The organism is Flavobacterium franklandianum (genome assembly GCF_007097365.1).
GTDB lineage: Bacteria > Bacteroidota > Bacteroidia > Flavobacteriales > Flavobacteriaceae > Flavobacterium > Flavobacterium franklandianum.
In genome coordinates this window covers 25,116-38,208 of record NZ_VJZR01000011.1, presented here as the reverse complement: position 1 = coordinate 38,208, position 13,093 = coordinate 25,116, and the positions used below count along the sequence as shown (strand labels likewise).

Genomic DNA, 13,093 nt, shown 5'->3' with positions numbered 1-13,093 from the left:
AAGAAAACAAATCTAATTTATGAAAAACATTTTCGACATAAATAAAATAAGACACATACTAACGGGATTAATTGTAGTACTATCTTTCAATACAAATGCACAACTATTATCCGTTAGCGGAAAGAAAATTGTGAATAGTTCAAACAATCAAGAGGTAATTCTTAATGCTATGAATTTTGGCAATTGGATGGTTATGGAAGGGTATATGATGAATTCTGTCAACCAAGCGCCTGACCAACATACTTGGAAACAAAAACTAACAACATTAATAGGAAGCCAAAACACAGCAACATTTTATAATGCTTGGCTTTCAAACCATGTAACTCAAGCAGACATCATTCAACTGAAAACTTGGGGATTTAACGCTGTGCGTGTGCCGCTTCACTATGAATATTTTGTAAATGCTGGTACGCCAGATGTATGGAATGATCAAGGATTTACAATTTTGGATAATTTAATTTCCTGGTGCAGTGCCGAAGGAATTTATATAATTATTGATTTACATGCTGCACCAGGAGGTCAAAGTGCGAATAATATCAGTGATTATGATAGTACAAAACCTTCTCTATGGGAGAGTGAAGCAAATAAAACCAAAACAGTGGAACTTTGGAAAAAAATATCAGAAAGATACAAGCTCGAGCCATGGGTTGCAGGCTATGATTTAATAAATGAACCCGCTTGGAATTTGCCCGGAGGAACCGATTTGAGAAGTATTTATGATAGAATTACCAATGTTATAAGAGCCAACGGAGACAATCATATATTATTTATTGAAGGAAATTGGTATGCAAATGATTTTACGGGCTTAACACCAGCTTGGGATACTAATATGGTTTATTCTTTTCATAAATATTGGTCAGCAGCGACTAACCAAGACATAAAATGGATAACTGATCTTCGAGACACACAAAACAGACCAATATGGTGTGGAGAACACGGAGAAAATAGTAATGATCACTTTACAAAAACGGCCGAAATCTTCAAAGCAAATAACATTGGATCTTCGTGGTGGCCAATGAAAAAATTTGTAAGCATAAATGATTTTGTTAACGGGCAATGGCCTGCTGGATATGCCAATCTTTTAAACTATTTTGGCGGAATAAATCCAAGCCTTAATCCTACTACAGCATTTAATACGGTAATGCAATTAGCCGAAAATGTCAAATTAGCAAACTGCTCTCCTAATACCGAAGTGCTAAGATCGGTTTTTACTCAACCCGGAAATAGAAATACAGAACCGTTCTCAGTGAATAATATCCCGGGCAGAATTTTTGCACCAAACTACGACCTAGGAATGAATGGTTATGCCTATTCAGACCAAGGCTGGGAAGACGTAAAAGGTACAACTGGAAATAATTCGGGTTGGAATAATGGTTGGGCTTATCGCAACAGCGGTGTTGATATAGAATCTACGTCTGATAATATATCAAATGGTTATACCGTAGGGTGGTTTAATAGGGGCGAATGGATGAAATACACCGCTAATGTTGCTTCTGCAGGAACGTACACAATTGAATTTAGGGTAGCCAATGGTAACGGGACCACAGGTACCATTCAAATTCAAAATGCCGATGGTACTCAAATATTAGCTACTGCCTATGTTTCACCAACAGGTGGTTGGTCAACTTGGCAAACCATAACCACTACTGGCGGATTTGCTTTGGCTGGTTCTCAAGGAATTAGACTAGTAAATATGTCAGGGGAATTTAACATAAACTCAGTGAATTTTGTGTACTTAAATGTAACAATTCCAGCTGAAGTTGCAGTGGTTCAAACCGCCAATATCATATATTTAAAAGGAAATAATGGCAGTTATGTAACTTTTTCTGGTGCTAGTAGTTTGATGACTTGCACTAGTCTAACTTTAGGAATAAACGAGAAGTTTACCGTGATTGATGTTGGAAACGGACAAATTGCCCTTAGAGGAAATAATGGAAAGTATGTAAGTTTAAGTCCAGGCACTCAAAAATTATCTTGTAATGCTACAGCTATTGGTAGCTATCAAAAATTTACGCTCAATGATTTGAGTGGAGCCTATTCAATACAAGGATTCAACAATTTGTATATTTCATCCGAAAATGGTTCAACTTCAGGTATGACTAGCAATAGGATTTCCCCTGGTGGATGGGAATACTTCAATTGGGGTATAACGGGTGTTGAAGTTTTAAAAACTCAATCTTTTGAAAAAGCCACACCTAGTTTTGAACTATTTCCAAATCCTGCTCAGCATTCTATCACTATAAATTCAGTATTAGACGAAAAATTATCCATAACAGTTTGTGATGTAAACGGAAGAGAAGTAATCAAGACTTCATTAGCAGACAAACAAAAAAGCATTGATATTAGTACTATTTCAGCAGGGATTTATTTTATAAAAATTATAGGCTCAGAGAAAACAGAGACCCTTAAATTTATTAAAAATATTCAATAGAAATTAGTTACTTTACCTAATAAAAAAATGAACTTAAAATTAAAAAATAACTATTTACAATATTACAAAGGTTTTAAATGAAGAAAATTGCAACTACAACACTATTATTGGCATTCTTTTTTGCCTTTTCACAACAAAAAACAATAGATCAAAAAATAGATGCTTTGTTAAAGCAAATGACTCTTGAAGAAAAAATAGGTCAACTCAATCAGTATTCTGGGGATAACGCCGCAACGGGACCAATAACAATACATCTAAATAAAATAAACGAAATCAAAAACGGACAACTTGGTTCTATGCTTAATATTCTAGGTGCAAAATATACTCGACAATATCAGGAATTGGCAATGCAATCTCGTTTAAAAATCCCATTGTTATTTGGCCAAGATGTTATTCACGGGTATAAAACTACTTTTCCAATACCACTGGCCGAAGCAGCCTCTTGGGATTTACCCGAAATCGAACAAAGTTGCCGAATTGCTGCAATAGAAGCATCGGCAAGTGGAATACATTGGACATTTGCCCCAATGGTAGATATAGTTCGTGATCCTAGATGGGGACGTGTTATGGAAGGAGCTGGCGAAGATACTTACCTTGGTTCAAAAATAGCTTATGCCCGTGTAAAAGGATTTCAAGGAAAAAAATTAGGCGATTTGAATTCAGTTATGGCTTGTGCTAAACATTTTGCAGGCTATGGAGCAGCCGTTGGTGGACGTGATTATAATTCCGTAGATATGAGTGAAAGAATGTTGTGGGAGACTTATTTGCCTCCCTTCAAAGCAGCAATCGATGCCGGAGCAGCAACCTTAATGAATTCATTTAACGATTTAAATGGAATTCCTGCATCGGGAAACAACTATTTAATAAGGGATATTCTGAAAGGAAAATGGAATTTCAAAGGTTTCGTAGTCTCAGACTGGGGATCCATAGGAGAAATGATCAATCACGGTTATGTAAAAGATAGCAAAGAAGCGGCAATTGCTGCTATTATCGCTGGTACTGATATGGATATGGAAAGTAATTCCTATCGAAATAATTTAGCCCAATTAGTCAAAGAAAAAAAGATTAATGTATCATTAATTGATGAGGCAGTCAAAAGAATCCTCCGCAAGAAATTCGAATTAGGTTTATTTGATGATCCGTTTAGATATTGCAATTCCGAAAGAGAGAAAGATGCCTTAAACAATCCGGAACACGCAAAAATTGCTAGAAAAATAGCCTCAAAAAGTATCGTTTTGCTAAAAAATGAGCAACATATTTTACCACTTTCAAAAAACATAAAAACAATTGCTTTTATTGGTCCAATGGTTAAATTAAAAAGAGCCAATCACGGGTTTTGGGCGATAGATTTAAAAGACGTAGATAGTACTTACATTGTTTCGCAATGGGAAGGTTTAGAAAAAAAAGTAGGCAAAAACACCCAATTACTTTATGCCAAAGGTTGTGGAATTGAAGACGAAAGCAAAGCTGATTTTCAAGAAGCTATTGATGTTGCTAATCAAGCAGATGTAGTGATTTTAAGCATTGGCGAACGTTGGAATATGTCAGGTGAAGCCAAAAGTAAAAGTAATATTCACCTGTCGGAAGTTCAGGAAAACTTGATAAAGGAGCTTCAAAAAACGGGTAAACCAATCGTGATTTTAATAAACGCTGGTCGTCCTTTAATTTTTAATTGGACTGCCGATACTATGCCAACAATTGTTTACACATGGTGGTTAGGTTCAGAAGCAGGAAATGCCATTGCTGATGTGCTTTTTGGAGATTACAATCCATCGGGAAAATTACCGATGAGCTTCCCAAGAGAGGAAGGTCAAATCCCAATCTATTACAATCATTTTAATACAGGAAGACCAGCCCAAAATGAAACGAATACTAACTACGTTTCTGCTTATATTGATTTGCCAAATTCACCTAAATTCCCATTTGGATTTGGACTGAGTTATACCACATTTCAATATGCTGATTTGAAATTATCAAAACAGAAAATGAAAAATGATGAATCAATCGAGGTTTCCCTAACTATAAAAAACACAGGGAAATTTGCCGGAGAAGAAGTGGTTCAGTTGTATTTGAGAGATAAAGTAGGTTCAGTGGTAAGACCTATTCTTGAACTAAAAGATTTCAAAAAAATAAATCTCGAAGTTGGAGAAACCAAAACCATCAAATTTACAATTGACAATCAAAAATTATCGTTTTATAACAGTAAATTAGAATTCAATTCAGAACCCGGAGATTTCGATTTAATGATTGGCTCCTCCTCTACCGATATTCGATTGAGAGATAATTTTGAATTAATTAATTAATTAATTAATTAATATTTATTTTATCCAATAGCCAATTTGCAAAGGATTCCAGCGAGCTGGCGAAGTAATCTGTGCCCATAATCATGAGTAAATAAAACAAAAAACAATTCATATTAAATATCCCTTACTCCCCGAATTATTCCATAAAAAAAGCTTTCTTGAAATTCGTGAATTGCTAGGCGAAGTCTCCCGAAGCCATTCAAATGCGAAACGAACACAAGCATAAAATTGTAATGGTAAATGACCATGGGTACGATGAGAAGGGAAACTTCCTATAGTACAAGTACCCAAAAAGGTCATTTCAACACTGATAAATATTGATTTTTACTAATAAAAACAAAAATCGAGAACAGGTAAAAAAGCCATATTACCCCGAAAGCTCTAACGTCTCATTTGTTCCTACAAATAAAATCAAACCCCAATAAAGCAATTAAAAAAAAATAAAAACAAAATCGATTTATCAAGAAAGAATTGTAGATTCGCAAAATCAATAATAAACACATAAAACTCACAATTCCAGATAGTAATCTCCGTTAAAAGCAAAATATAGTATTGAAAAAAAAAGAATAATGCTACGTATATGAACCTATCATAATCAAATAATACAGAAAATAATTGAATAACTCAAAGGGTCAAATTTATGAAAGAAAATGACAAAAGAATTTTAATTTTTGATATTGCAAAAGGAATTAGTATTATTTTGATGACAATTGGCCGCTATGACTTTATTAATATGTATCCCTATTTAATGCAGTTCCAAGAAGTGGCATTGTTTTTTAGAATGCCTACTTTTATTTTTGTCTCAGGTTATCTATTTAGCGAGCGGTTAAATTTTAAGCGTTTTTTATACCATAAAATAGATGGTTTACTAAAGCCATTAATTAGCTTTATACTTAGTTTAACTTTGTTAAATATAATTTTTTATGCTATTGTTTCCGATGTGGCAACTTTTAATGTTGTCTTAGGACTGATTGCGAATTTGGCTCGATACTTTTACCACGGAAGTTTTGATGGAATATATGTTTCTTTCTGGTTTATTTTGGCGCTGTTTTTAGGTCAGGTGACACTAAAAGGATTTTTAGAAATTAAAGGATTGAATAAACCTTTAAATTATAGGTTGTTGATAGCTTTTTTTGTAGTACTATTCGTTTTGAATTCAATTAAAATCAAATTTTATTGGACAGAATATATCCCTATTTTCTTTACTTATTTATTGATAGGTTATAGTTTCCAAAAAATCAGCAAGCGCTTTCTTAATGAGACTTCATTTTTTTACAGTAAGATAATGATAGTATTCCCCATTTTATTTTTTATTTCAATCTTTATAATGAATCAATTAAATATTAAAATTAATTTTAGTTTAGGAGGACTCGAATTTAATTTTCATTATCTTTTGGCACTATCGCTTCTGGGTGTTTTTACGGTACTTTATTTATGTCGTTACATTGAAAAAATACCAATCCTAAATTCTTTTTTGGTCTATTGTTCCAAAGCGAGTTTTTATATTTTGGCATTTCATATATTTATCAAAGACGTATATTATGTTCTGTTTGACCTAAAAACATATAATCCTGTATTGCACACTTTGCTGTTTATTTCAAACATCATACTGTGTTGTCTTATTTATAGATTCCTACAGAGAGTTCCATTTGTTCGCATTATATTCTACCCTATAAAAGTAATTGTATTAAACAAAGACGAAATCAGACTATTAAAATCCAAGTATATCAATAGATTTATTCCAAAAGATATTTTTCTTGACATTGTTGTTAGATGAAAAAAATGATCAAAACTTACCTTGTCTCATACTAAAATAAGGTAACCTAACCTAACTCCTTCTTTGTGGCTACTGGCCGAAGTTCAGTCACCTCTACTTTGATAGCGACAGCATAATCATTTGGAATGATTTTACTTCCGTGAGCATTGGCATACACTTTTGTGAATTCGGCTCCAAAATACAAGATTATAGCCGAATAATACACCCAAATTAAAATAATAATTACAGAACCGGCAGCACCATAAACGGTGGCAACGGTCGAACTGCCCAAGTAAAACCCAATGGCAAATTTGCCAAACATAAAGAAAAAAGAAGTAAAACTAGAACCAATCAAGGCATCTTTCCAAGCAATATATCCATCGGGTAGCGTTTTGAAAATAATTGAAAACAAAACGGTCGTTGTAGCAAACAAGATTAAAATATTGAGCACATAAAACACATAAATGGTCGAATCTGGAAAATAAATAAGCAAACGAGCATTAATCAAATCCATAACGGTATTGACCATTAAACTTACCAATAACAAAAAACCAACCGAAGCAATCATCGAAAAGGACATTAATCGGTTTTTTAGGAATTTCACAATGCCCTTGTCGGGTTTCGCTTTCAAACCCCAAATGTAATTGATGGAACTTTGAATTTCGGCAAAAACTCCCGAAGCCCCAATAAGCAACATAATCCCTCCAAATAGGGCGGCAAATGCACTGTTCTCAGTCAATTCAATATTCTTTAGTTTCCTGAATTTGGATAGCAGCCTCATTACCAACCATTCCGTTGATTTGACCAAAAAATTGTCCCGTAACCGCTTCTCGTCCGAAGAAAATACTAAAAATAGATATGATGATAATCAACAAGGGGGGCAATGAAAATATAGTGTAATAAGACAGTGAAGCACTCAGTTTTAAAGCATTGTCATCATCAAATTCTTGAAAGGTTTTCTTTAGTAAATTCCAACTTAACAAGGCTACTATTTTTTTTTTCATTTGTATATTCTTCTTTACGGCTTTCCAATAAAATATTGAAATCCATTTCTTTAGACAAAACTAGGCCTATTGTGCTGAATTGGTGCGCAACAATCCAAACAAAATGATAATTGTAATAGAATACTTGGTTTGACACCAATACTGATTTGATTTTACTTCAAAGTATGATAAATATCAATATTTAAGAGGTTTCATGTGTCTAATTTTTTTTCCTAATTGTTAAGAATTAATTTGTTTAATTTTTTCAAATAGATTTAATGATATTGTAATTTAAAAATAAGAATCATGACAAAAAGACTAATTTCTTTAGTATTCATAAGTGTTTTTATTGCTTGTAATCAAACGAATAAAATAGACGAATCAAAATTTTCTCCACTACATAAACTCGAAGAAGGAAACAAACGATTTGCTACAGGAAAACCTGTTCATCCTGATGCAACACTCGAAAGGTTGCGTGAACTGAAAAGAGGACAACACCCTTTTGCTATTGTGGTCAGTTGTTCCGATTCGAGAGTGCCCGCCTAATTGGTTTTTGACCAAGGTCTTGGCGATATTTTTTCGATTCGCACCGCAGGAAATGTTATGGGAGATTATGAATTGGGTAGTATTGAGTATGCTGTCGAACATTTAGATTGTAAATTGATTGTCGTTATGGGACACAAAGATTGTGGCGTTATAAAGGCATTTATTACATCTGACGGGCATTACAATAAAAGCGAAAGAATATTTAACTAAAATCACTTTACGAACAAAGAAGTAAGGGATATAAATCCATTTATGAAGATATGGATTTGGTTTTTGTTCTATGGGAAGTATTATATTACAACCTACGGAATAACCTCCAGCTTCATATGCGCCTTTATTAGCAGCTTCCATAATTCCTGGACCGCCACCAGTCATAACAGTAAAACCCAATTTTGCCATTGCGGCACCAATTCGTTCCGCATCCTGATAATGATCCATTTCGGGGCCAAAACGCGCGGAACCAAAAATCGTAACACAAGGCCCAATAAAGTGCATTTTTCGAAATGCCCGAATAAAACTAATAAATACTTTAAACACAAATACCAAATCCCTAAATCGGGACAGCAGACCTTGTACAAACAGAGATTCTTCTCTATAAAGTCGATTTTGTTGCTCTTTTTTCATTAGTATAATAAAAATACAAAATAGTTATTTGCACGACCAAACTGAAGTTTCATTTCATACAACGATTTCATTAATAACGCTTTATGCAATCATTATTAGATTAATTGAAAATGGGTAAAATAGTATTGTCATCAAATTTTAGTTCTTCTAAAATTTCGAAACTCAAAACCCATTTAAATCTTCTCATATTTCACATAAGCTATCCATTCCCCATCTGGAGACCAACTCGGTACATTAATACTACCTTGACCACCATAAAAAACAGGGGTTAAATCCTTAATTTCTTTGGTTTCTAAATCCATTTGTCTAAGCTTTACATCTTGCCCAAAAGGATGTAGCCCTTTTTGATCCTTGAGATATGAAATGTAAACTATTGTTTTATTATCAGGACTTGGATGTGGAAACCAATTATCATAATCATCATCAGTAAGTTGTTCTTGTTTACTGCCATCAGGCTTCATTCTATAAAGATGCATTCTATTAGTACGATGAGAATTAAAATAGATCCAATTTCCATCGTAACTAAATTCAGGACCATCGTCTAAAAGAGCTCCATCAGTTAATTGATATTCTATTTTATCGGAACTATTGATGCTGTAAATATTCCATTTTTCATTTCTTTTAGCGGTATAAATAAAAGTAGTTCCATCAGGACTGATCCCATGTAAGTAACTTGGGAAGTTCTTAGTTATTAATTGAGGAATTCCTCCTTCAGCTGGTAAAATAAATATACGTGAATTATCTTTTTCAGCTACAGAAGTATCATTATGACTTATTGCTAAAGTCTTACCGTCAAAACTCAATAAATGATCATTATTACAATTAATGGCAAAATGCGTATCAATAGTTTCTAAAAAATTTCCATTTAAGGAGATCTTTTCTAGTAATCCATTACTATTTATTATCAAATAATCATTGTCTCTTGACCAATTTGGAGCTTCAAAATGCCTCTTTTCTCTTAAGATTATTTTTTCTTTATTCGTCTTTAAGTTCAGCAATATTAAATTGCTATATATGTTTTGCTGTTGTTCTACGTCTGCCATAGTTATGATTAATTATTTTTGATTAATATAATTTTACTTGCAATTTATGGTTTTATTCAATAGGATTTGAAAAATATTAAAAGTTGATTTAATAAAATATCCATCTATAATATATCAATCAATAATACTAAATGAGATATACTATGAAAAAATATATTTATGCTTAAAATAAATCAGATAAAACAATTCCCTAATTCACTTTCTTATAAGTCCAAACTGCTATTCCATTTAATGCAAAGGCATAAAAAATAATAATAAAAAACGGTCTCGAAATATCTGAGAAAGTAGCACCTTTGAGCATTACCATTCTAATAATCTCCACAAAATAAAGGATAGGATTGAGCAAAGTCAGATTTTGCGCCCATTGAGGCATACTTTCGATTGGGGTAAACAATCCACTCATTAAGATAAAGATAACCGAGAAAAACCAAGCAATAAACATTGCTTGTTGCTGGGTGTCAGAATTATTGGAGATAATTAATCCGATGCCCAGAATGACTAACAAATAAATCGACGTAAAGAAATATATCAAGCCAATACTTCCTAAAATGGGAACACTGAAAACAACTTTGGCAATGGTCAATCCTACGGTCAAAATAACCAATCCCAAAACCCAAAAAGGAAACAATTTACCTATAATAAACTGGTATTTTCGAATGGGCGTCACGTTAATTTGTTCCAAAGTGCCCATCTCTTTTTCACGAACAATATTCATCGAAGACAAAAAAAGTGTCAACATCGTGACCAGCAAAACCAAAATTCCCGGAACCATAAAGGTTTTATAGTTCAAGGTATTATTATACCAAAATGAAGGAATCGTAACAATATTCACCGGACGAATGTATGAAGCCTCGTTGTATTGATACAATTGTGTTTGGATTTTTTGGTTATAACTGTTTATTATTTGCGAAATATAAACACTCTCCACTCCTGCCGCCGCACCATCAATAGCGTTGATACTTACCGAAAGATTAGAACCATTTTCTTTGATTATATCGCGTTCAAAATGATTGGGAATTTCGAGAATGACATCTACTTTTCCGGTTTGCATTTGCCAATCGGCTACTTTTTTCGAGGAGAAACTTTCGATAACATTGAAATAGTTTGAAGCTTGAAACTTCGAAATCAATTCTCTCGAAGTTACGGAATGATCGTTATCTATATAGGAGAATTTAATGTTTTTGATTTCGAAACTGGCTGCATTTGACAAAATGAGCAATTGAATCATTGGCAAAACAAATATAATAGGAAGCATTGCTTTATTTCTAAAGATTTGCCGGAACTCTTTTTGGATGATGAATAGTATTGTTTTCATTTTTATTTACCCCTAAGGCGCAACGTTTTTTATTAGCCACAGATTACACGGATAGAACAGATTGACACGGATTATTTCTTTTTATTACCATTGATATTGTCATTGCAATTGATTATTCCAATCGTATTTTATATTTTTTGACACTTATGGCGATGAAAAAAACTGTCATTCCAATTAGAATTAGTGTTTCTTTCCAAATCACGCTTATTGTTGCTCCTTTGAGTAAAATTGCTTTAATGATGATGATAAACCACTTAGCAGGAATTATATTACTGATGATTTGCAATGGCAAAGGCATACTCGAAACTGGAAAAATAAAGCCCGAAAGGATGATAACTGGCAGCATTAACCCCATTAACGAAAGCATCATTGCGGTTTGTTGCGAATTCGAAACAGTCGAAATTAATATGCCTAATGATAATGCTGTTGTGATGAATAAAACACTTTCAAAAGCTAATAAAAATAAGTTTCCTTCGATTGGCATTCCGAATACAAAAAATCCCAAAAGAAGAATAATTGCAGCATTGATTATAGACAAGAAAATATATGGAAATACCTTTCCTATGATCACCTGAAATGGTTTTAATGGAGAAACCAGCAACACTTCCATAGTTCCTAACTCTTTTTCGCGAGTAATAGATATTGAAGTCATCATTGCCGAAACGAGCATCAAAATGATGGTCATTACACCTGGAACAAAAGTAAAAATACTCTTTAATTCTGGGTTGTAATAAAGCTGTGTCTGGGTTTGTATTTGATGACTTGACTTGTTATTTTTATTGATTTCTTGGGTATAATTCAGTAAAATTGCATTAACATAATTTGATATTGTATTGGCCACATTTGGGTCGGTAGCGTCAGTAATTACTTGTACTTTGGCTTGTTTTATTGTTTGAATATTTTTAATAAAATCCTTTTCGAAAACTAAGACGGCTTTCACTTTTCCTCTTTTGAAAACAGATTCGATTTGGTTTTCGTTGGTGATTTCTTCATTGATTTTGAAATACTTTGATGAACTAATTTTGTTGATTATTTTTTGAGTTTCAGCATCTTTCGATTTGTCCAATATTGCTATATTAACATTGTTGATTTCGTTTGTAATAGCAAAACCAAACAACATAATTTGAGCAATTGGCATACCGAAAAGAATGAACATAGTGCGTTTGTCACGAAAAATGTGATAGAACTCTTTTGTTACAAACCCGATGAATCTTTTCATTTTAAAACTTTTATTTTTTGAACCATTAAGATATTAAGAAAATTAAGCATCGTTTTAACTTAATTAATCTTAACATCTTAATGGTTTTAAATATTTTATTCTGCGTTTCTGGCTAATTTCAAAAAAACATCATTCATTGATGCAACATTGTACTTGCTTTTCAAGTTTTTGGGAGTGTCAAGCGCTTCAATATTTCCTTCGACCATAATTGATACTCTGTCACAATATTCGGCTTCATCCATATAATGTGTGGTCACGAAAATAGTAGTTCCTTTATTGGCTTCGGCATAAATCATTTCCCAAAATTGCCTTCTCGTAATGGGATCAACACCACCTGTGGGCTCATCAAGAAATACAATTTTAGGTTCGTGTAGCAAAGCAACGGAGAAGGATAATTTCTGTTTCCATCCTAAAGGTAATGATCCAACTAGTTTATCAATAACTTCTTCAAGTTTTAATTCTTCGACTAATCGTTCTGTTTTTTCTTTGATTTGAATTTTACTCAAACCGTATATTCCACCAAAAAAGGTGATATTTTCTTTAATCGTTAAATCATCATACATCGAGAATTTTTGACTCATATATCCAATGCTCCGTTTTACCATTTCGGTATTAGTTTTCACATCAAATCCTGCAACAAGAGCTTCTCCCGAAGTAGGTTTCGAAATCCCGATAAGCATTTTCATTGCAGTGGTTTTTCCAGCGCCATTAGCGCCAAGAAAACCAAAAATTTCTCCTCTATATACATCAAAAGAAATACTATTGACAGCAGTAAAGTGGCCAAATTGTTTGGTTAGGTTTTGAACTTCTATAATTTTTTCTTTATTCATTTATCATTTTTTTACCACGAAGACACGAAAACACAAAGTATCA

The 13,093-nt window shown here is 33.1% G+C and carries 11 protein-coding genes and 1 pseudogene; 5 read left to right on the top strand and 7 right to left on the bottom strand.

Annotated features, from left to right (window positions below):
* The first annotated feature begins 19 nt into the window (after window positions 1-19).
* The 3 genes from FNW17_RS12100 (at window position 20) to FNW17_RS12090 (ending at window position 6,511) form a co-directional block, all read left to right on the top strand.
* Window positions 20-2,431 (top strand): cellulase family glycosylhydrolase, encoded by a 2,412-nt coding sequence (locus FNW17_RS12100; protein WP_144071759.1) that lies wholly within the window; start codon window positions 20-22, stop codon window positions 2,429-2,431.
* A 77-nt stretch (window positions 2,432-2,508) separates the two neighbouring features.
* On the top strand, window positions 2,509-4,734 hold the full coding sequence (locus FNW17_RS12095) for a glycoside hydrolase family 3 N-terminal domain-containing protein (protein WP_144071758.1): 2,226 nt from the start codon (window positions 2,509-2,511) through the stop codon (window positions 4,732-4,734).
* 640 nt (window positions 4,735-5,374) lie between these two features.
* Complete coding sequence (locus FNW17_RS12090) at window positions 5,375-6,511, top strand: acyltransferase family protein (protein ID WP_144071757.1); 1,137 nt, start codon at window positions 5,375-5,377, stop codon at window positions 6,509-6,511.
* A 46-nt stretch (window positions 6,512-6,557) separates the two neighbouring features.
* Here the strand turns inward: FNW17_RS12090 and FNW17_RS12085 are convergent, their stop codons facing one another.
* The gene (locus tag FNW17_RS12085; RefSeq protein ID WP_317129780.1) at window positions 6,558-7,229 is read right to left on the bottom strand and encodes a YihY/virulence factor BrkB family protein; all 672 of its coding nucleotides are present in this window, start codon (window positions 7,227-7,229) and stop codon (window positions 6,558-6,560) included.
* Between the two features lies 1 nt (window position 7,230).
* The gene (locus FNW17_RS16740) at window positions 7,231-7,494 is read right to left on the bottom strand and encodes a YhjD/YihY/BrkB family envelope integrity protein (RefSeq protein WP_317129779.1); all 264 of its coding nucleotides are present in this window, start codon (window positions 7,492-7,494) and stop codon (window positions 7,231-7,233) included.
* Window positions 7,495-7,779: 285 nt separating this feature from the next.
* Here FNW17_RS16740 and FNW17_RS16440 point away from each other — a divergent pair, with 285 nt between their 5' ends.
* Together FNW17_RS16440 and FNW17_RS16800 are read left to right on the top strand one after the other, a co-directional pair.
* On the top strand, window positions 7,780-8,019 hold the full coding sequence (locus FNW17_RS16440; RefSeq protein WP_218043870.1) for a carbonic anhydrase: 240 nt from the start codon (window positions 7,780-7,782) through the stop codon (window positions 8,017-8,019).
* 57 nt (window positions 8,020-8,076) lie between these two features.
* Window positions 8,077-8,139, top strand: a pseudogene (locus tag FNW17_RS16800) (hypothetical protein); the annotation flags it as partial.
* Here FNW17_RS16800 and FNW17_RS12075 read toward each other — a convergent pair.
* The 5 genes from FNW17_RS12075 to FNW17_RS12055 all read right to left on the bottom strand — a co-directional run bounded on the left by FNW17_RS12075 (window position 8,122) and on the right by FNW17_RS12055 (window position 13,050).
* The gene (locus tag FNW17_RS12075; protein ID WP_394344375.1) at window positions 8,122-8,514 is read right to left on the bottom strand and encodes an LOG family protein; all 393 of its coding nucleotides are present in this window, start codon (window positions 8,512-8,514) and stop codon (window positions 8,122-8,124) included. The pseudogene FNW17_RS16800 and the gene FNW17_RS12075 overlap by 18 nt on opposite strands.
* A gap of 302 nt (window positions 8,515-8,816) precedes the next feature.
* The gene (locus FNW17_RS12070) at window positions 8,817-9,686 is read right to left on the bottom strand and encodes a DUF5050 domain-containing protein (protein WP_143391413.1); all 870 of its coding nucleotides are present in this window, start codon (window positions 9,684-9,686) and stop codon (window positions 8,817-8,819) included.
* Window positions 9,687-9,876: 190 nt separating this feature from the next.
* Window positions 9,877-11,001: an ABC transporter permease gene (locus FNW17_RS12065; RefSeq protein WP_144071755.1), complete on the bottom strand. Its 1,125-nt coding sequence runs from the start codon at window positions 10,999-11,001 to the stop codon at window positions 9,877-9,879.
* A 112-nt stretch (window positions 11,002-11,113) separates the two neighbouring features.
* On the bottom strand, window positions 11,114-12,220 hold the full coding sequence (locus FNW17_RS12060; protein WP_144071754.1) for an ABC transporter permease: 1,107 nt from the start codon (window positions 12,218-12,220) through the stop codon (window positions 11,114-11,116).
* A gap of 95 nt (window positions 12,221-12,315) precedes the next feature.
* Window positions 12,316-13,050, bottom strand: a complete 735-nt coding sequence (locus FNW17_RS12055; RefSeq protein ID WP_143391416.1) for an ABC transporter ATP-binding protein — start codon at window positions 13,048-13,050, stop codon at window positions 12,316-12,318.
* Window positions 13,051-13,093 lie beyond the last annotated feature (43 nt).

Coding starts and splice junctions, on each gene's coding strand:
- FNW17_RS12100 (WP_144071759.1), top strand. CDS start 20: ATGAAAAACATTTTCGACATAAATAAAATAAGACACATACTAACGGGA.
- FNW17_RS12095 (WP_144071758.1), top strand. CDS start 2,509: ATGAAGAAAATTGCAACTACAACACTATTATTGGCATTCTTTTTTGCC.
- FNW17_RS12090 (WP_144071757.1), top strand. CDS start 5,375: ATGAAAGAAAATGACAAAAGAATTTTAATTTTTGATATTGCAAAAGGA.
- FNW17_RS16740 (WP_317129779.1), bottom strand. CDS start 7,494: ATGAAAAAAAAAATAGTAGCCTTGTTAAGTTGGAATTTACTAAAGAAA.
- FNW17_RS16440 (WP_218043870.1), top strand. CDS start 7,780: ATGACAAAAAGACTAATTTCTTTAGTATTCATAAGTGTTTTTATTGCT.
- FNW17_RS12075 (WP_394344375.1), bottom strand. CDS start 8,514: ATGCACTTTATTGGGCCTTGTGTTACGATTTTTGGTTCCGCGCGTTTT.
- FNW17_RS12070 (WP_143391413.1), bottom strand. CDS start 9,686: ATGGCAGACGTAGAACAACAGCAAAACATATATAGCAATTTAATATTG.
- FNW17_RS12065 (WP_144071755.1), bottom strand. CDS start 11,001: ATGAAAACAATACTATTCATCATCCAAAAAGAGTTCCGGCAAATCTTT.
- FNW17_RS12060 (WP_144071754.1), bottom strand. CDS start 12,220: ATGAAAAGATTCATCGGGTTTGTAACAAAAGAGTTCTATCACATTTTT.
- FNW17_RS12055 (WP_143391416.1), bottom strand. CDS start 13,050: ATGAATAAAGAAAAAATTATAGAAGTTCAAAACCTAACCAAACAATTT.